Annotated in this window: 17 protein-coding genes and 1 pseudogene; 14 read left to right on the top strand and 4 right to left on the bottom strand. The window is 71.6% G+C overall.

Going from position 1 to position 18881, the window contains the following annotated elements:
- Positions 1 to 85: 85 nt before the first annotated feature.
- The 4 genes from ACLB9X_RS10775 (at position 86) to ACLB9X_RS10760 (ending at position 3849) form a co-directional block, all read left to right on the top strand.
- A complete protein-coding gene (locus tag ACLB9X_RS10775; RefSeq protein WP_410360036.1) occupies positions 86 to 958 on the top strand; it encodes a TIGR02452 family protein in 873 nt (290 codons plus the stop codon).
- A gap of 226 nt (positions 959 to 1184) precedes the next feature.
- Positions 1185 to 2207 (top strand): LacI family DNA-binding transcriptional regulator, encoded by a 1023-nt coding sequence (locus ACLB9X_RS10770; protein ID WP_410360035.1) that lies wholly within the window; start codon positions 1185 to 1187, stop codon positions 2205 to 2207.
- A 66-nt stretch (positions 2208 to 2273) separates the two neighbouring features.
- Positions 2274 to 2543 carry a hypothetical protein gene (locus tag ACLB9X_RS10765; protein ID WP_410360034.1) on the top strand — a complete coding sequence of 90 codons (270 nt, stop codon included), beginning with the start codon at positions 2274 to 2276 and terminating at the stop codon, positions 2541 to 2543.
- Between the two features lie 121 nt (positions 2544 to 2664).
- Positions 2665 to 3849, top strand: coding sequence for a thiolase family protein (locus ACLB9X_RS10760; RefSeq protein ID WP_410360033.1), 1185 nt, complete (start codon positions 2665 to 2667; stop codon positions 3847 to 3849).
- Between the two features lie 193 nt (positions 3850 to 4042).
- Here the strand turns inward: ACLB9X_RS10760 and trxA are convergent, their stop codons facing one another.
- A complete protein-coding gene (gene trxA, locus ACLB9X_RS10755) occupies positions 4043 to 4429 on the bottom strand; it encodes a thioredoxin (protein ID WP_410360032.1) in 387 nt (128 codons plus the stop codon).
- Positions 4430 to 4548: 119 nt separating this feature from the next.
- Between trxA and ACLB9X_RS10750 the strand changes: the two genes are divergently transcribed.
- Positions 4549 to 5982 (top strand): dihydrolipoyl dehydrogenase family protein, encoded by a 1434-nt coding sequence (locus tag ACLB9X_RS10750; RefSeq protein WP_410360031.1) that lies wholly within the window; start codon positions 4549 to 4551, stop codon positions 5980 to 5982.
- A gap of 167 nt (positions 5983 to 6149) precedes the next feature.
- Positions 6150 to 7376, top strand: coding sequence for a glycoside hydrolase family 64 protein (locus ACLB9X_RS10745; RefSeq protein WP_410360030.1), 1227 nt, complete (start codon positions 6150 to 6152; stop codon positions 7374 to 7376).
- A 60-nt stretch (positions 7377 to 7436) separates the two neighbouring features.
- Here the strand turns inward: ACLB9X_RS10745 and ACLB9X_RS10740 are convergent, their stop codons facing one another.
- Positions 7437 to 7781 (bottom strand): tetratricopeptide repeat protein, encoded by a 345-nt coding sequence (locus ACLB9X_RS10740; RefSeq protein ID WP_410360029.1) that lies wholly within the window; start codon positions 7779 to 7781, stop codon positions 7437 to 7439.
- Positions 7782 to 7949: 168 nt separating this feature from the next.
- Between ACLB9X_RS10740 and ACLB9X_RS10735 the strand changes: the two genes are divergently transcribed.
- Positions 7950 to 8915 (top strand): pirin family protein, encoded by a 966-nt coding sequence (locus ACLB9X_RS10735; RefSeq protein WP_410360028.1) that lies wholly within the window; start codon positions 7950 to 7952, stop codon positions 8913 to 8915.
- Positions 8916 to 9038: 123 nt separating this feature from the next.
- Here ACLB9X_RS10735 and ACLB9X_RS10730 read toward each other — a convergent pair whose 3' ends face one another.
- Positions 9039 to 9425, bottom strand: a complete 387-nt coding sequence (locus ACLB9X_RS10730; protein WP_410360027.1) for an iron-containing alcohol dehydrogenase — start codon at positions 9423 to 9425, stop codon at positions 9039 to 9041.
- Positions 9426 to 9742: 317 nt separating this feature from the next.
- Between ACLB9X_RS10730 and ACLB9X_RS10725 the strand changes: the two genes are divergently transcribed.
- Both ACLB9X_RS10725 and ACLB9X_RS10720 read left to right on the top strand, forming a co-directional pair.
- On the top strand, positions 9743 to 9979 hold the full coding sequence (locus tag ACLB9X_RS10725; protein ID WP_410360026.1) for a hypothetical protein: 237 nt from the start codon (positions 9743 to 9745) through the stop codon (positions 9977 to 9979).
- A gap of 414 nt (positions 9980 to 10393) precedes the next feature.
- Positions 10394 to 12709, top strand: coding sequence for an immune inhibitor A domain-containing protein (locus ACLB9X_RS10720; RefSeq protein WP_410360025.1), 2316 nt, complete (start codon positions 10394 to 10396; stop codon positions 12707 to 12709).
- Positions 12710 to 13357: 648 nt separating this feature from the next.
- On the opposite strand, the gene ACLB9X_RS10715 is transcribed toward ACLB9X_RS10720, so the two are convergent.
- On the bottom strand, positions 13358 to 13834 hold the full coding sequence (locus tag ACLB9X_RS10715) for a MarR family winged helix-turn-helix transcriptional regulator (protein WP_410360024.1): 477 nt from the start codon (positions 13832 to 13834) through the stop codon (positions 13358 to 13360).
- Between the two features lie 95 nt (positions 13835 to 13929).
- Here ACLB9X_RS10715 and ACLB9X_RS10710 point away from each other — a divergent pair, with 95 nt between their 5' ends.
- From ACLB9X_RS10710 to ACLB9X_RS10690, 5 genes and pseudogenes are all read left to right on the top strand, one after another.
- Positions 13930 to 15054 carry an epoxide hydrolase family protein gene (locus tag ACLB9X_RS10710; protein WP_410360023.1) on the top strand — a complete coding sequence of 375 codons (1125 nt, stop codon included), beginning with the start codon at positions 13930 to 13932 and terminating at the stop codon, positions 15052 to 15054.
- A gap of 714 nt (positions 15055 to 15768) precedes the next feature.
- On the top strand, positions 15769 to 16248 hold the full coding sequence (locus tag ACLB9X_RS10705) for a cation:proton antiporter regulatory subunit (RefSeq protein WP_410360022.1): 480 nt from the start codon (positions 15769 to 15771) through the stop codon (positions 16246 to 16248).
- 4 nt (positions 16249 to 16252) lie between these two features.
- A complete protein-coding gene (locus tag ACLB9X_RS10700; RefSeq protein ID WP_410360021.1) occupies positions 16253 to 17431 on the top strand; it encodes a cation:proton antiporter in 1179 nt (392 codons plus the stop codon).
- Between the two features lie 171 nt (positions 17432 to 17602).
- Positions 17603 to 18391, top strand: a pseudogene (locus tag ACLB9X_RS10695) (CSLREA domain-containing protein); the annotation flags it as partial.
- A 155-nt stretch (positions 18392 to 18546) separates the two neighbouring features.
- The gene (locus ACLB9X_RS10690) at positions 18547 to 18834 is read left to right on the top strand and encodes a carboxylesterase family protein (protein WP_410360098.1); all 288 of its coding nucleotides are present in this window, start codon (positions 18547 to 18549) and stop codon (positions 18832 to 18834) included.
- The last annotated feature ends 47 nt before the right edge of the window (positions 18835 to 18881 follow it).

The following is an 18881-nucleotide window of genomic DNA, read 5'->3' as shown; positions in this document are numbered from 1 at the left end:
CCACTGCCGTCGGTTCGCACAAGGGTGCGCGTCAGGAGCGGAAATCCGGTTGCCGGTGTCCTCACCGGTCACGGAGCATGCCGCCATGAGCGCACGACTGCGGGGAATCGCGAAGCAGAACGAGGAGATCGTCGCGACGGGGGGTTACCGCCTGCCGGACGGCCGTGAGATCCGGCTGGGCGAGGCCGTCGCGGCCGCCGCCGACGGCACGTGGCTGTACGGCCCCGAGCCCGTCGAGGTCACGCCCGACACCGATCGCGCGACCGTCGTCGAGGTCACCGGCGAGAGCAGCACCCAGGCGGCCCGCCGACTGACGGCCGCGGCGCCCGAACGTCCCCCCAGCCTTCGGCCGGGGGGACCCCCATATCTCGCTCCGCTCGCCGTGCTCAACTTCGCGTCCGCGCGCAACCCCGGCGGGGGCTATCTGAACGGCGCGCAGGCACAGGAAGAGGCGTTGTGCCGCGCCTCGGCGCTGTACACGACGCTGCTGCGCGCGCCCGCGTACTACGAGCACCACCGCGCCGACCGCAGCCCGTTCTACTCGGACCGCGTCATCCACTCGCCGGGCGTGCCCGTCTTCCGGGACGACCGGGGAGGGCTCCTCGACACCCCGTACCGGGTCGGATTCCTCACCTCGCCCGCCCCGAACGCCGGCGTGATCACCCGCCGCACACCGGAGGAGGCGCACCGCATCCCCGCGGCCCTCGCCGCCCGCGCGGAACGCGTCCTGGAGGTCGCCGCTGCCCACCACTACCGCCGCCTCGTGCTCGGCGCCTGGGGCTGCGGAGTCTTCCGCAACGACCCCGCCGAGGTCGCCGGTGCGTTCCAGGCTCTGCTGGGCCCCGGCGGGCGGTTCGCGGGCCACTTCGACGAGGTCGTGTTCGCCGTCCTGGACCGCACGGCGGGCGAGAGGACCCTCGGGGCGTTCCGCCGGGTCCTCGGCGGCGTGGCCGCGTAGCGCCGCGTTCGGCGGGCCGGCGCGGGATCCGGCCATCCGGCGTCGCCGGGCCGCGGCCGCGACCGTTCCGCGGCCACGCCACGGCGGGCGTCGCGAGCAGGCCCGCAGCACCCACGGAGCCTCATCGGGTGCCAACGGCCCCTGCTTTCAAGCGCTTTGAGGGCCGGAGTGTTTCCGCCATTCACCGGATCCGGCGCCTCACCGGTCTGGAAGGATGACGCGGGCGATGAGCCAGTCACCCGAACTGCCCGTGGAACGCTCCGTCCCGACCAGTGCCGACGTCGCCCGGCTGGCCGGAGTCTCCCGGGCCACCGTCTCGTACGTCCTCAACAACACCGCATCGGTCCGCATCAGTGAGGCCACCCGGCAAAGGGTCCGCGCCGCCGCCGAGGAACTGGGGTACGTGCCCCACGCCGCGGCCCGCAGCCTGCGCGCGGGACGCACCCGCACCGTGCTGCTGCCCACGGCCCACCTGCCGCTCGGACCGCTGCCCGGGCCCTTCTCCGACGAGTTCCAGCGGGCCCTGCGCCGCCTGGACTACACCGTCGTCCAGTACGGCAGCCTGGGCCTCGAAGGGGACGAAGCCGCCCGCGCCTGGGCCGAGTTGCGGCCGGTCGCCGTCGTGTGCCTCGGCGACGCCGAGCCCACGGCGCAGGGCGTGGAGGTGCTCAAACGGTCCGGTGCCCGGGCCGTCGTCACGCTCGGGCCGCACACCGTGGAGGGCGCGCACGCGCTCGTCATGGACCAGCGCGCGGTCGGCGGCTGCGCGGCCGGGCATCTGATCCGGCGCGGCAGGCGGGCCGTGGGCGTGGTGGTGCCCGAGGAGGCGGCACTGCGTCCGTCCGCCGGGGCGCGCCTCGCGGGCGCGCGTACCGCCGCCGACGGCACCGGCGCGCGCATCGTGCCGCTGGCCATGGCGTACGAGGAGGAGTCGGCGGCGGCGCTCGCCGCCCGCTGGCGCGCGCTCGGCCTGGACGGCGTCTACGCGTACGACGACGAGTACGCGATGCTGCTGATGCGCGCCCTGCAGGACGAGGGCGTCGACATCCCCGGCGAGACCGCCGTGATCGGCGCCGGGGACCTGCTGCTCGGCAGGCTGCTGAGGCCCCGGCTGAGCACGGTGAGCATCGATATTGTCAGCGGGCGCCGGCTCGCCGAGCTCGTGGACCGCGTGGTGCGCGAACCGGGTACGCGGCCCGAGCACCACGAGCTGATGGCGGTCAGGCCGGTGCCGCGCGAGTCGGGCTGAGCCCGAGGGGAGGCGGCCGGCGGTGACGACGTGCGAGGGCGGCGAGGGGTGTCTAGCGTCGCCTGCATGAGCACTCAACCGCAGCGCTTCGGGATCCTGATCCTGCCCGAGCACGTCGAGGGCGACGACCCGGTCACCGCGGCCGACAGCGCGATCCGCTCGGCCGTCGTCGACGCCACCGGCGAGCGGGGCGCCTCGGGCTACCCGCGCTACGTCGGCGACGGCATCGAGGCCGACATCGACCCGGTGACCCGCGCGGTGGAGGCGCTGCTGGTCGACGGGGCCGAGCTCGACTACGGGCTCACCGTGCGCGTGGTGGACGCCGCGGACGTCTGAGCGGCCACCGGCCGCGGGAGGCGGCCGTTGACAGGGGGCGGGGACCGGCAGAGACTCGGGCGACTCGATTGTGGACCATGGTTCATCAGGGGAACCTCGGTCCTGGCCCGGGAGAGAATCGATGAGCATCCGCGACGTCTACATCGTCGACGCCGTCCGCACTCCGATCGGAAAGTTCGGGGGCGCCCTCTCCTCCGTACGGCCCGACGACCTTGCCGCCCACGTCGTCAAGGCCCTCGTGGACCGTACTCCGGAGCTCGACCCTGCCCGCATCGACGACGTCGTCTTCGGCGACGCCAACGGCGCGGGCGAGGACAACCGCGACGTCGCCCGGATGGCGGTACTGCTGGCGGGCCTGCCCGTCTCCGTGCCGGGCGTGACCGTCAACCGCCTGTGCGGCTCGGGACTCGAGGCCGTCATCCACGCCGCCCGCGCCGTCGCGCTCGGCGACGCCTCGATCGCGATCGCGGGAGGCGTCGAGTCCATGTCCCGCGCCCCCTGGGTGCTGCAGAAGCCGGAGCGCGCCTTCCCCGCCGGCCACCAGCAGCTCCACTCGACCACCCTGGGCTGGCGCATGACCAACCCGCGCATGCCCGCCGAGTGGACCGTGCAGCTCGGCGAGGGCGCCGAGCTCGTCGCCGACAAGCACGGCATCGGCCGCGAGCAGCAGGACGCGTTCGCCCTCGCCAGCCACCGCAAGGCGGCCGAGGCGTGGGCCAAGGGGCTCTACGACGGGGAGGTCGTCGCGTACGAGGGCGTGGACCTGCCGCGCGACGAGTGCATCCGCGACACGACGTCGATGGAGGCGCTCGCCAAGCTGAAGCCCTCCTTCCGCCCCGACGGCACGGTGACCGCGGGCAACGCCTCACCCCTCAACGACGGCGCCGCCGCGCTGCTCCTCGTCGACGAGGAGGGACTACGGGCGACGGGCCGGGAGCCGCTCGCCCGCGTCCGCGCATCCGCCGTGACCGGCATCGAGCCGCAGCTGTTCGGCCTCGGGCCGGTGGAGGCGGTGCAGCGGGCGCTGGCGAAGGCGGACCGGTCGTTCGGCGATCTGACGACCTTCGAGCTCAACGAGGCCTTCGCCGCCCAGTCGCTGGGCTGCCTCGCCGAATGGCCGGAGCTAAACCCGGCCGTGGTGAACCCGCGCGGTGGCGCCATCGCCATCGGCCATCCGCTCGGCGCGTCCGGGGCCCGGCTGGCCGGTGCGGTCGCCCACCAGCTCGCGGCGGCCGGCTCGGGCACGGGCGTCGCGGCGCTCTGCATCGGCGTGGGCCAGGGACTCGCCCTGGTCCTGGAACGCTGACGTCGGCCGCCACGCGGACAGTGGGAGGCTCGCCCGGGGGGGGCGACGGGCCGCTCGGCGTGTGCGGGGCGTGGTGCGCTCGACGCGCACCGTACGCGGACGGCCAGGGTCCCGTGAGGGACCAGCCCTCGCGGGACCCCGGCCGCAACCGTGTGTGCGAAGCACCCCCGGCAGCAGGCCGGGCCCCGCCGGGTCAGCCGGCTTCCGGAGCGCCGCCGTTCTTCTGCGCCTCCTCGATCGACTTGCGCACCTTGTCCATGTCCAGCGCGCGAGCCTGCCCGATCACGTCCTCAAGCGCGGCCTCCGGCAGCGCACCGGGCTGCGCGAACACGGCCACGTTCTCGCGGACGATCATCAGCGTCGGGATGGAACGGATCTCGAAGGCCGCGGCCAGCTCCTGCTGTGCCTCCGTGTCGACCTTCGCGAAGACCAAGTCGGGGTGCCGCTCGGAGGCACCCTCGAAGACGGGAGCGAACTGACGGCAGGGTCCGCACCAGGAAGCCCAGAAGTCGATCAGAATGAAGTCGTTGTCGGTCACGACCTGATCGAAGTTTTCCTTGGTGAGCTCGAGTGTGCTCATCGACTGTCTACCTCTTCCTGGTGTCCGGTGGACTCGCCCCGCACAACGGCGCCCGGGGCCGTGCTATTCCTGCCCCTGCCCATGTGGCCAGGACACACACCCCGCAGGAGACTGACCCTATGACCCAAGCTGTGGAGTACGACGTCGTAGTGCTCGGTGCGGGCCCCGTGGGGGAGAACGTTGCCGACCGGACCAGAGCGGCGGGCCTGAGCACCGCGGTCGTGGAGAGCGAGCTGCTGGGGGGTGACTGTTCGTACTGGGCCTGTATCCCCAGCAAGGCGCTGCTGCGGCCGGTGATCGCCCGCGCGGACGCCCGACGGCTCCCCGGACTGAGCGGTTCGGTCCAGGGCCCCCTCGACACCCCGGCGATCCTGGCCCGCCGCGACGAGCAGGTCTCCCACTGGAAGGACGACGGCCAGGCCGGCTGGCTCGACTCGATCGGCGCCCGCGTCTACCGCGGTCGCGGCAGGCTGCGCGGCCCGAGAACCGTCGTCGTCGTCGGACCCGAGGGCGAGCACCACGTGCTGACCGCCCGGCACGCCGTCGCCGTCTGCACGGGCAGCCGCGCCGTCGTGCCCGACCTGCCCGGCCTCAGGGGCGCGCATCCGTGGACGAGTCGCGAAGCCACCAGCGCGCGCGAGGCGCCCGGACGCCTCGCGATCGTGGGCGGGGGAGTCGTCGGCGTCGAGATGGCCACCGCCTGGCAGGCACTGGGCTCCCAAGTGGTGCTGTTCGCACGGGGCGACGGGCTGCTGCCCCGCATGGAGCCGTTCGTCGGCGAACACGTCGCGGCGGCGCTCAAGGAGGCGGGCGCCGACGTGCGGCTCGGGACCTCCGTCGCGGCTGTCGACCGCCCCGGCGGTGGCACCGGGCCCGTGACCCTGGTCCTGGAGGACGGCAGCAGGGCGGAGGCGGACGAGATCCTGTTCGCCACCGGACGCGCCCCGCGCACCGACGGCATCGGACTGGAGTCGGTGGGCCTGGAGGACGGCGCCTGGCTGACCGTCGACGACAGCTGCCGGGTCGACGGAACCGACTGGCTCTACGCGGTCGGGGACGTCAACCGCCGCGCCCTGCTGACCCATCAGGGCAAGTACCAGGCCCGGATCGCCGGGGCGGCCATCGCGGCGAGGGCCCAGCACATACCTCTCATGGCGAGCGACCGCTGGGGCGCGCACTGCGCTTCCGCCGACCATTTCGCCGTTCCCCAGGTCGTCTTCAGCGATCCGGAGGCGGCGGCCGTCGGCCTCTCGCTCGCCGAGGCCGAGAAGGCGGGCCACCGCGTACGGGCCGTCGACTACGACCTCGGCTCCGTGTCGGGAGCCTCGCTCTACGCGGAGGGCTACCGCGGCCAGGCGCGTATGGTCGTCGACCTGGACCGCGAGGTGCTGCTCGGCGTCACCTTCGTCGGCCCGGGTGTGGGCGAGTTGCTGCACTCGGCGACGATCGCGGTCGCGGGCGAGGTGCCGATCGACCGTCTGTGGCACGCCGTTCCGGCGTTCCCGACGATCAGCGAGATCTGGCTGCGGCTGCTGGAGACATACCGGGGCTGATGCCGCGTCACGGTGCCCGGTCCGGTGCGTCCGGACCGGGCACCGTCGTGTCCGGGCCGGGAAATCGTTGTCCCGCACCTTGACGGACGGCTCGCCGGCCCCGAGTCTGAGAGCGCTCTCACGGAGATGGACGACCCCCCCCGACATCGACGCCGAGGAGATGGAACATGCCTGTTCCACGAAAACCGCTCGCACTCGCGGCCGCCGCCCTGCTGTGCGCCGCCGGCTTCACCGCCGCAGGGGCAACGGCCCCCGCCGACGCCACGATCCCCGCCGGCACCCGGGCCGGTGCCGCGGTCCCGGAGACCGTGCCGCTGACCCTCACCAACAACTCGGGCCGCAACGAACCCGTTTACGTCTACAACCTCGGCACCCAGCTCAGCAGCGGCCGTCAGGGCTGGGCCGACGCCTCCGGCACGTTCCACGCCTGGCCTGCCGGCGGCAACCCGCCCACTCCCGCGCCCGACGCCTCGATCGCCGGTCCGGCCAACGGCCGTACCCTCACCATCCGCGTCCCCAAGTTCTCCGGCCGGATCTACTTCTCCTTCGGCCAGAAGCTGGTCTTCAAGCTCACCACCGGCGGCCTCGTGCAGCCCGCTGTGCAGAACCCGTCCGACCCCAACCGGAACATCCTCTTCAACTGGTCGGAGTACACACTCAACGACGCCGGCCTCTGGCTCAACAGCACCCAGGTCGACATGTTCTCCACCCCGTACGCGGTCGGCGTGAAGGCGGCCGACGGCACGGTCAGGAACACCGGCCGGCTGAAGCCCGGCGGCTACCGGGGGTTCTACCACGCGCTGCGCGGCCAGCCCGGCGGCTGGGCGAACCTCATCCAGACCCGCGCCGACGGCACCGTCCTGCGCGCCCTCGCCCCCGGCCACGGCATGGCGGCCGGCGCCCTGCCCGCCGGCGTCATGGACGACTACATCAACCGCGTCTGGAACACGTACGCCGGCTCGACGCTCACGGTCACCCCGTTCGCCGACCGGCCCGGCACCAAGTACTACGGACGCGTCTCGGGCGGCGTCATGAACTTCACCGACGCCTCCGGCGCCGTCGTCACCTCGTTCCAGAAGCCCGACGCCGACAGCATCTTCGGCTGCTACAAGAAACTGGACGCGCCCAACGACCAGGTGCGCGGCCCGATTTCCCGCACGCTGTGCGCCGGATTCAACCGCTCCACGCTGCTGGTCAACCCGAACCAGCCCGACAGCAGCAACGCGAACTTCTACCGGGACGCGGTCACCAACCACTACGCGCGCAAGATCCACGCGCAGATGGCGGACGGCAAGGCGTACGCCTTCGCCTTCGACGACGTCGGCGCCCACGAGTCGCTGGTGCACGACGGCAACCCGCAGCACGCGTACATCACGCTGGACCCGTTCGACTGACGGGCCGCCCGCGCACCGGCCGCCCCCGGAACGTGGTCCCGGGGGCGGCCGCAGCCACGGTCAGACCGCCTGCTCACCCGCCATCGCCGCCGCCATCCGCAGATGCGGCGCCGCCTCGTCAGGCCTGCCCTGCCGTTCCAGCGTGCGGCCGAGCATCAGCCGCGCGTAGTGCTCGACCGGGTCGCGCTCCAGGACGGCACGCAGCTCCGTCTCGGCCTTGCCCAGCTGCGCCGAGTGGTAGTAGGCACGCGCCAGCAGCAGCCGGGGCGCGACCTGCCCGGGCACTTCCTCGACCAGACCGCGCAGGATGCGGACCGCCGTCATGTACTCCTTGGCGTCGAAGAACAGCTGGGCCCGGTTCCACCGCTCCGCGGCCGTCCCGAACTCGTAGTAGCTCTCGCTCACGTGCTCTCCTTCTTCCTGGTCACGCGCTTGCCGACCCGGTCAACAGCACGGCGGTTCGTTCCATTCCACTGCGGGAAGCCGGCCATCCCACTTCGGGAGGCCGGGCCGACTTCGGGAAGTCGGCGCTACGACCGGACCGGGACACCGAACAGGACCTAGGTTGGGCCCATGAGCAATCTCGATCGTCAGGCCGCCCCGTCCCTGTGCGGCGGCCGGGGCTTCGTCGTTGCCGAGCCCGTCCGCGAGCTCCTGAGCCCCCGCCGCGTCCAGCTCGGCGAGTCCACCGAGGTCCGCCGGCTGCTGCCCAACCTCGGCCGCCGCATGGTGGGCGCCTGGGCCTTCGTCGACCACTACGGCCCCGACGACATCGCCGACGAACCCGGCATGCAGGTCCCGCCGCATCCGCACATGGGGCTGCAGACCGTCAGCTGGCTGCACGAGGGCGAGGTGCTGCACCGCGACAGCACGGGCTCGCTGTCGACCATCCGCCCGAGGGAACTGGGACTCATGACCTCGGGGCGGGCGATCAGCCACTCGGAGGAGAGCCCCAAGCAGCACGCCCGCTTCCTGCACGGCGCCCAGCTGTGGGTGGCGCTGCCGGACGCCCACCGGACGGTCGAGCCGCACTTCCAGCACCACGCCGTGCTTCCGCAGGTCACCGCCTCGGGCCTGACCGCGACGGTCGTGCTCGGCACTCTCGACGGCGCGACCTCGCCGGGCACGACGTACACCCCGATCGTCGGCGCCGACCTGGCACTGGCCGGCGGCGCAGAGGCGATGCTCCCCCTCGACCCCGACTTCGAGTACGCGGTCCTGTCCATGTCGGGCGAGGCCCACGTGGACGGCGTCCCGGTGCTCCCGGGCTCGATGCTCTACCTCGGCTGCGGCCGCTCCGAACTCCCGCTGCGCGCCGAGTCCGACGCCGGTCTGATGCTGCTGGGCGGGGAGCCGTTCGAGGAGGAGATCGTGATGTGGTGGAACTTCATCGGCCGGTCGCACGAGGAGATCGAGGCGGCCCGCACGGACTGGATGGAGAGCTCCCGCTTCGGCGAGGTCCACGGCTACGACGGCGGCCGCCTCCCGGCCCCGACCCTGCCGCCGGTGGCCCTGAAGCCGCGGGGGAGGGTGCGCTGACCCGCGGGTGCGCCGGGGCCGGCCGGAGCGACGACTGCGGCCGGCATTCCGGCGCCGTCACGACATGGAGAAAGCCCGACAGCGGGAAGAGTCCTTCACCGCTGTCGGGCCTTTCCGTGCGTGCTACTCGGCGGGGGCGAGGCGGAATGTGTCGTCCAGGCGGTGCCAGGGGCCGTCGACGATGCGACCGTCGGGGGCGGGCCCCTTGTGCTCCGGGGAGTCGAGAACCAGCTCGTCCTTGACGCCGAAGACCGTGTCACCGATCTGCGGCATGCCGGTGCGGACGGCCAGGGCCCTGCCCAGGCCGGTGGTCGAACCTCCGCCGACTGCGATCAGGCAGTCGGCGTCCAGCTCCTCCACGATCCTCCGGGCCTGGTCGGTGACAACGACCGGGGTGTGCATCGCGGCACCGGTGAAGGCACCGGCACCCCCTGATATGAGGGCATCTGCACCGATTCCCTTCCGTTTGCGCCGGCAGTGAGCAGGAGCGGCGAAGGGGTCGCATGACAAGCCCCGCCGCTCGCATCCAACCCAACCAGGCCACTTCCATGGAGCATTGGTCGGCCTTGAAAGTGCTGCATTTCGGGACAGTCAAGAATCAAGCACCATTTCGAATCAACCAAATGATGGAGGGCCTACCAGCTGGTTCGCGGCCTAGTCTCTGCGCTGACCGCTTGAAGGGAACCGGAGGTGAGGCGCGAATAAACCTGAGGCAGATCCGATGGGCGGCATGTGCCATGCCGCGGTCGTTGCAGTGTGCCTTGACCGGCTTGTTCGCTGCCTCGCTTGTTCTGATTCTCGCCGTTGTGATGGGTTCGGGAGCGCTTGTGTCGGGCAGCGACGCGGCCATCGTGGCAGCCCTGTGCGTACTCCTCGCCGTCACGTACACAGTGGGCTTCGTCGGCCCGGCCAGACCTGCGGGCTCTGGCCGCCGCGAGCTTCCCGTCACACCCGTCGGCGCGGCCGGTGTGAAGCCGGGCCGCGCGTTGGGCCGGCTCGGCACGATCACCGTGGTGTGGAGCTGCCTCATGGCGTTCAGCGTGGGATCCAGCCGGCTGGGTTGAACAGGCCGATGTCGCCGTCGCGACGCCGAATGGTTCGCGCGCGGGCTCGTCTTCGGTGAGCCGGACGACGTCGTTGCCGCACGCGTCCGGACGCCGGCGAGGTTCTCGCCGCCGGCGGCGATGTCCCACAGTGGGAGCCGGACGTCGGCCTGGTTCGGGTCCCGGCGTGCGCCGGGCGGACCCCCTCGCGCCGCCCTCGGCAAGTCCCGGCGGAATTACGGTTTCTCCCTCTCCTCGGAACGACTCCATTCGTGCCAGACTCTGCGGCGATCGTTCCCCCAGGCGATCCTTCCCCTCGGCGCTGAGGGCCAGGGCGGACCCCATCCCTCGGCCCTGAGGGCCTGGGGAGACCCCGAGCACCCCACGGAACCACACGCGAGCCATGCGACACATGCATGCGAAAGGGATCGCAACGTGAAGAGATCTGTCGTGGGCATGACCCTAGGGCCGGCGCTCACCGCTCTCCTTGCCGCGGGGCTGCAGTCGGCCGCCGCGCAGGAGGCCGGGGACACGTCGCCGACAGCCTCGGAAGCCGCCACCGCGCACCGCTCCGACAATCGCCCCGGACCGCTCACGAAGCAGCGCACCGAGCTGCGCGAGCAGGCGATCGACAAGATTGCCAAGGGAAAGGCCAAGGCGAATGCCCGGGGCGTCGTCGAGGTGGCGCCCGGCAAGTTCGTGGAGACGCAGACCACCACGGCCGTACGTCAGGAGAAGATCTTCACCATCCTCTCCGAGTTCGGCGACCTGAGCGCCGGGCGGTACGGCTCCACTCCCGGCCCCCTGCACAACCAGATAGCCCAGCCGGACCGGAGTGTGGACAACTCCAACGCCTGGACGGCGGATTTCAACAAGGCGTACTACGAGAACCTCTTCAACGGCCCCGGCGAGTCGATGAAGACGTACTACGAGAACCTCTCGGGCGGCCGCTACTCGGTGACCAACGTCGTCGAGGACTGGGTCAAGGTCCCGTACAACGCCTCCTTCTACGGTGACAACGCCGTCGAGGACAACGGCGGTTCGTGGGCCTTCGTCCAGGACACCGGTGACGCCTGGTGGAACGCCCAGATCGCGGCCGGCAAGACCCCTGCCGAGATCGACGCCTACCTCGCCCAGTTCGACGTCTGGGACCGCAACGACTGGGACCACGACGGCAACTTCGACGAGGCCGACGGCTACATCGACCACTTCCAGGCCGTGCACGCCGGCATGGGCGAGGACGCGGGCGGCGGCGCGCAGGGCGAGGACGCCATCTGGTCGCACCGCTGGTACGTCAACGGCGACGACTACGGCCTGACCGGCCCGGACGTGGCCGGTACGCAGAACAAGGCCGGCGGCGCCCGTATCGGCCAGTCGAAGTACTGGCTCGGCGACTACACCACCGAGGGCGAGAACGGCGGACTCGGCGTGTTCTGCCACGAGTTCGGCCACGACCTCGGCCTGCCGGACTACTACGACACCAACGGCGGCGAGAACTCCACCGCCTTCTGGACCCTGATGAGCTCCGGCTCGTGGCTGAGCCACGGTGCCGCCGCGGGCGCCGGCATCGGCACCCACCCGGGCCTGATGGGCGCCGAGGAGAAACTCTTCCTCGGCTGGCTCGATTACGCCGACGCGCCCGTCGGAACCACCGGCTCGTACACCCTGAACCCGGCGCAGCTCCAGGTCACCGGCAAGGAGCAGGCCGTCCGTGTCGCGCTGCCCGACAAGACGAGCAGCACCACGTACACCACCCCCTCGTCGGGCACGCACGCCTGGTGGACCGGCTCGGCCGACGGCCTCAACCAGTCCCTCACCCGCTCCGTGCCGGCCGCCTCGCGAGTGACCGCCACGGCGAGCGCCTGGTACGAGATCGAGGCCGACTACGACTACCTCTTCGCCGAGTACTCCCTCGACGGCGGGGCGAACTGGCTCCGCGCGGGCGCTGCGGTCGACGGCTCCTCCGCCGGCAAGTGGACGACGCTGCGCTACGCGTACGACTCCCAGGGCAAGCCATCGCTGTTCCGCTTCCGCTACCAGACCGACGGCGGCGTGCACTTCGCCGGCGCGTTCCTGGACGACATCACGCTGTCCTCCGGCGGTACGACGCTGGCCACCGACGACGTCGAGCAGGGCGTCGGCGGGTGGACGGCGACCGGCAGGTGGAAGATCTCGACCGGAACCGAGACGGCCACGTACCCGCGCTACTACCTGGTCGAGAACCGCGAGTACGTCGGCAGCGACGCGCTCCTGGCTGAGGGCCCGTACCAGTTCAGCAAGGGCATCACGGCACCCGACTGGGTGGAGTTCTTCACGTACCAGAACGGCATGCTCGTCTGGTACGTCGACCGGTCGTACGACGACAACAACGTCAGCTCGCACCCCGGCGGCGGCGCGGCCATGGCCGTCGACGCCCGCCCGACGCCGTTCAGGTACGACGACGGCACCGCGCCGAGCAACCGGCGCCAGCCCTTCGACGCGACCTTCGGTCTGGAGGCCACCGACGCGACCTGCCTCCACAAGGAGGTCCTGTCGGGCAAGGGCCAGCAGCAGACGGTCGTGACGAAGGCGGCCTGCGCGCCCTCGGTCCCGGGCATCGCGGTCTTCGACGACACCGACCCGAACGCGTACTACGACACGTCGGCCCCGCAGGCCAGCGTCAAGGTCGCGGGCCACGGGGTGAAGGTCACGGTCACCGGCGACACCGGCGACGACCTGACGATCAGCGTGGTCAACCCGGCGGCGCACTGACGTCAGGGCGAGCACCGTGACGGCCGGGTCGCCCGAGAGGGGCGACCCGGCCGTACGCCGACCCGCGAACTGCGCCGCGACGCCGAGGCCGCCCTTGGCCGGGGCCTTGCCCTGTCCTGTGGTGCCCGCGGCGCGACCGGTCTCCGCACCGAAGGATGGCAGAGCCGTGAAGGAGGCCGCGGCGGCGGCGCCAGTGGCGGCGATCAGTCCGAGCGCTTTGCGACGTTCCATGGAGTGGACCTCATATTCGATCGGTGGAGGCAAAGACGCGACGGTCGGTGGGGTCGTGACCGAGGCGCGATTCCAGGCAACCGCTTCCGCGCCAGGCGTGGCAGGTCGGGTTTGTGGGGGGTACAAGCTCTACCCCCCACCCCGCGGGGTGTGCCTCGTAGCGTGGCAGGCATCGCACACCGACACCTCCCGGACACCCGCGCCGTGTCAATCTCCTGATTCTGTAGAGACGTTGGTCGTGGCCAGCCCAGCTCTGGTGACCGGTGCGGCCAGGCGCGTCTCGGATGGTGTTCTCGCACGTGACGGGCGGCAGCCCGCCGGCGGCGCTGTGGCGCCGTTTGGTGTTGTGGAAGTCGGTGATCCAGGTCGCCGCGGAGCCCTCGGTGGTGGGGACGAGAGTCGGGGGCGGGCCATGGGCTATTGCGCGTCGTGCGCGCGAGGGTGCGGCGGGTGGTGGTGCTCGGTGAGGACGGTGAGCAGGCTGGTGAGTTCGTCCCGCTGTCCGGGGGTGAGGGGGGCGAGGAGTTCGCGCTGGGCGTCGGCGATGAGCGCATCGAGGCGTTCCAGGCGGCGGAGGCCGGCGGGGGTGAGGGTGATGATGTTGCGCCGACGGTCGGCCGGGTCGGGTTCGCGGCGGATGCATTCGGCGTCAGCCAACTCGTTGAGGACGGCGACCATGTCGCTGCGATAGATGCCGGTACGGCGGCTGAGCTCGGCCTGACTGGCGGCGCCGGCTTCGGCGAGCGTGACCAGCACGGCGAAGTGCCACTTGTGAGCGCCTTCGGCGGCCAGGCGCTCACTGACGAGCCGGTCGGCGACCATCGCGGCCCCGGCGAGCAGGCGGCTGGGGATGGCGCGCAGTCGAGCCGGGGTGGGTTCGGGGGTCGGGCTCATGGTTGGTCCTCCGCCTCTTGTGTTAGTGCCACTAACAGTCTAGCTTCGTTAGTGTCACGAACGTTTGGGCGTCAAACGAATCTGGAGTGAGGACCGTGATCAAGCCGTTCCGCATCGACATCCCCCAGGCCGACCTCGACGACCTGACCGACCGCCTCTCCCGTACTCGTTGGCCCAATGAGGTCGCCGACGCCGGGTGGGACTACGGCTTCCCGCTTGCACGGCTGAGGGAACTTGCCGAGTACTGGCGCACCGGCTACGACTGGCGTGCGCATGAGGCCGAGCTCAACGAGCTTCCGCACTTCACCACCGAGATCGACGGCCAGAACATCCACTTCGTCCACGTGCGGTCTGCGAAGCCGGACGCGCTCGCACTGATCCTCACCCATGGCTGGCCCGGTTCGTTCCTGGAGTTCCTCGACGTGATCGAGCCGCTGTCGCGTGACTTCCACCTGGTGATTCCGTCCATCCCGGGTTACGGCTTCTCGGGGCCGACCCACCAGCGCGGCTGGGACCTCGTCCGCGTCGCGCGGGCCTGGGCCGAGCTGATGCGCCGTCTCGGCTACGAGCGCTACGGCGCACAGGGCGGAGACTTCGGCTCGGGTATCTCCATGGCGCTCGGCGCGGTGGCACCCGAGCGGGTCGTCGGAGTGCACGTCAACTACCTGCCGACCAGGCCGGACCCGGATGCCGGCATCGAACTGTCGGAAACGGACCAGGCCCGGTTGGACAAGGTCCGGCAGCTGATGGCCAATCGTCCGCCGTACCAGGCACTGCAGGCCACCACCCCGCAGACCATCGGCTACGCGCTCATCGACTCGCCTGTCGGCCAGCTGGTCTGGATCGCCGAGCGCTTCGCACAGTGGACCGACCCGCGCTCGACGGTCAGTGACGAGCGGATGCTCACGGACGTCTCTCTGTACTGGCTGACCGCCACCGCGGCTTCCTCGGCACGGCTGCACCGCGAGACACCGCGGCGGATCGAGCCATGCCCGGTGCCGGTGGGTGTGGCGGTGTTCGCGCACGACATCACGCAGTCGGTGCGACCGCTGGCCGAGCGGCTGTACGACGTCAGGCACTGGTCGGAGTTCGATCGCGGCGGCCACTTCGCTGCGATGGAAGTGCCGGAGCTGCTCGCACAGGACGTCCGGGACTTCTTTCTCACCCACATCGATCACGACTGGCGACAGACGTCCAACTGCGCTGGAACTGCACGCTGACCCGCGGCTCGGCCCTTGGCGTTGTTTCCTCGGCGAGCACCGTCGGTCGGCGGGGCCTGCCGCGTTCGCCTCGCGGTGACATCTGGCCGCGGAGGACGACGACGCTCCACACGACGCCTGGTGCCGACCGGTGGCTGATTTGGCCCCGGAAAGGTCCTTCCAGCCCTGGTGGCGGCCCGCTCAGTGTGCTTTTCTCGAAAGTGACGGAGAGGGTCCTCAAGGACGCGGGGAAACGGACGTACGAGCCGTGCACCGTGCGATCAGGATCCGCGAGAAGTGGATGGGGCCCTCTCCGCCCGATACGCCTCCGCCCGATACGCCTCTGTGCCCGCGACGCACGCTGCTCCGCCCGAGACGCGCCGAGACACGCCGAGACGCGAAGACCGGCCTGACGCGTCAGTGCTGCTGCTCATCGTGTTCGTTCTCACCAAAGCCGCACCTGAGGCGGCGACGGGCGAACGATGCGCCGGTCAAGCCGGGACCCGGCAGAAGATCCGGTCCCGCCGTCGGCGTCTTCCGCGCCGCCGCGGGCCGACGCTCAAGCGATCACCTTCGAGGCCCCGGCGCTGCACACCGCGCTCCGAGGCGTGGGCCGCGGTCGGTCCTCAGCTCCGGGCTGTGACCCCGCGGCCCTGCGACGGCCACGCGCCGCGCCGTCCCCCGCATGGGGTCCTCACGCATGCCGGGGCCGCGCCGCCGCTCGATGCTGGGGAGGTGGATGTCACCGAGGTACTCCTTCCTGGTGTGGGCCTGCGCTACGAGTTCACCAATCACCGGGGTGACCGGGTGGGTGTGGTGGCCCGGCGCTCGGGCGACTTCGAGCTGGTCGTCTACGGGGCCACGGACCCGGATGAAGGACGGCCGGTGCTCCAGCTCAACGACGAGGAGGCCGACACGGTCGCGGAGATCCTGGGGGCGCCGCGGATCGCGGAGAGGTTCGCCGACCTGACGAAGGAAGTGCCGGGGCTGCTGTCCGCGCAGGTCGCGGTGGGAACCGGCAGCGCGTACGACGGCAGACCGCTGGGAGCGACGCGGGCCAGGACCCGGACCGGCGCGTCGGTCGTCGCGATCGTGCGGGGCGAGGAAGTGATCGTCTCACCGATCCCGCAGGAGAATCTGCACGCCGGGGATGTGCTGGTGGTGATCGGGACCCACGAGGGCATCGCGGGCGTGGAACAGATCATCCGGGGCTGAGCCCGTGGGGACACCGGTCGCGCTGCTGCTGGAACTGGGTGTGATTCTCGCCGTCCTGAGCGTGCTCGGGACAGTGGCGCGGCGCTTCACCCTCTCGCCGATCCCGCTCTATCTGCTCGCCGGCCTCGCGGTGGGAGAGGGCGGCATCGCGCCTGTTCCGGCCGCCGGCGAGTTCGTCGACACCGGCGCCGCCATCGGGGTCGTTCTGCTGCTGCTCGCCCTCGGCCTGGAGTTCTCGCTGCCCGAGTTCGCGGTCAGTGTGCGACGGCATGTGCCGTCCGCCCTGGTCGACCTCTGCCTGAACGCCGCCCCCGGAGCGGTGGCCGGGTGGCTGCTGGGCATGGACGGCGTCGGGATCCTCGCCCTGGCCGGGGCCACCTACATCTCCTCCTCCGGGATCGTCGCCCGCCTGTTGGAGGACCTGCGGCGGCTGGGCAACCGGGAGACCCCTGCCGTCCTGTCGGTCCTGGTCATGGAGGACTGCGCCATGGCCCTGTACCTGCCGGTGCTCGCCGTCCTCGCGTCGGGCGGCGAGTGGTGGCAGGCGGTGCTGGGCGTGCTCGCAGCCGTGGGCGCGGTCGCCGCGGCCTTCACCGTCTCCTACCGGTGGGGCCACCACGTCGGCAGGCTCGTCGCCCACCCGGATGCCGAGCAGTTGCTGCTGCGCGTCCTGGGCCTCACCCTGATCGTCGCCGCTCTGGCCGAAGCCGTTCACGCCTCGGCCGCTGTCGGGGCCTTCCTCGTCGGCCTCACCCTCACGGGCTCGACGGCGACCCGGACCCGGGCGGTGCTCAGCCCGCTGCGGGACCTCTTCGCCGCGGTGTTCTTCTTGGCCATCGGACTGTCCGTGGACCCCAGCGACCTCCTGCCCGTGCTCCCCGCCGCACTCGCGCTCGCCGCGGTGACCGTCGCCACCAAGGTGGCCACCGGGCGGTTCGCCGCGGCGCGCGACAACGTGGGCCGCCGCGGACAGCTGCGCGCGGGAACGGTGCTCATTGCGCGCGGCGAGTTCTCGCTGGTCATCGTCGGCCTCGTGGGGACGACGCAGGACACGCTCGGCCCGCTCGTCACCGCGTACGTCTTCCTCCTCGCCCTCGCGGGCCCCCTACTCACCCGGTTCAGCGGCACCCTTCCCGTACGCCGGCCCCCGCAGCCCGCCGGACCGGAGGGCGTCGAAGGGTAGTCCGTCCGTCTCGCCGCTCCAGCGCCATCCCGCCGGGCTGCTCCACGCCGGCCGCGTCCCCCGCACGAGCCGCAATTCCCACACGAGCCGCAATTCCCCGCGCCAGCAAGAAGACCCTGCACGAGCACAGTCCTCGCACGTCCAGATTCCTTGCCGAGAGGAGTTCCCCCGATGAGGAACCCCAGCGCCCCGACGGCACTGGCCGCCGTCGTCCTCGCCATGGCGGCGAACATCGCCGCTCCCGCCTCCAGCACCGCCGCGCCCCCGGCCGACGGGCCGGCGGTGTTCACCGTGGACACCACGCCCGACGCGGTGGACGCCGACCCGTCGGACGGCCGGTGCCGCACCGCGTCGGGCGCGTGCAGCTTGCGTGCCGCGGTGATGGCCGCCAACGCCCGCCCGGGCAGCACCATCACGCTGCCGCCGGGCCGCTACCGGCTGACCATTCCGCCCGACCCCCGGCTGATCAACGGCGACCATCCCGACCCGACCACGGGCGACCTGAACGTCGATGCGCCCACCACGATCCAGGGCTCCGGCGCGCGGGGCACCGTCATCGACGCCAACCGACTGGACCGTGCCTTCCGCATGCGGGCGGACACCCGGCTGTCCGATCTGACCATCACCGGAGGCTTGGCCAAGCAGCGCGAACTGCCCTTCACCGACACCGGTGGCGGCGCCATCGCCAACGCACACCACATGACATTGCGACGAGTCACCGTGACCGGGAACTCCGCCGGTTACGGCGGCGGCATCTTCAACGTCCCCGACTCCCACCTGGATCTGATCGACAGCACCATCAGCGGGAACGTCGCGGGAGAGGCCGGCGGCATCAGGTTCGACAGCAGCGGCACCGTGATCAACTCGACGATCGCCGACAACCGGGTGACGGATCCCGGTGACCGTCCGGGCAGCCTCGGCGGCTACGGCGGCGGCATCGACATCCGCGGCCTGGAGCCGGTGGAGATCCTCAACTCGACCATCACCGGCAACCGTTCCAGCGACGGCGGTGGCGGGATCAACATGGCGCCCCCACCGCCGCCGCGGCCCTGCTGCTGCCACTCACCGCACCCCCGCCACCGGCGTGGGCCGACACCGGCCGGGACCCCCTGGCCGTGCGCACCTCCCACGGCTGGGTACGCGGCGCGGCCGGCCACGACGGCGGCCGGGTCTTCCAGGGCATCCCGTTCGCCGCCCCGCCGACCGGCGAGCGGCGCTGGCGTCCGCCCCAGCCGGTGGCGCGGTGGTCCGGCGTACGGGACACCACCGCACCGACCCATCCCTGCCCCCAACTCCCCCTGACTCCTGCCCGACGGCGGCCCCGTACTGCCCGGCGAGTCCAACCGGACCGGCAGCACCACGGAGGACTAAGCGGGCCACGGCGGTTCCGCTCGCCACCCTGAGCGTGGAGCGCGCCAGTTCGTCCGCCACCTCCGGGCGGTCGTGCAGG

Source organism: Streptomyces sp. 5K101, assembly GCF_046506645.1.
Taxonomy (GTDB): Bacteria; Actinomycetota; Actinomycetes; order Streptomycetales; family Streptomycetaceae; genus Streptomyces.
Note: the sequence above shows the minus strand (reverse complement) of the source record. Positions and strands in the feature narration are given on the sequence as shown.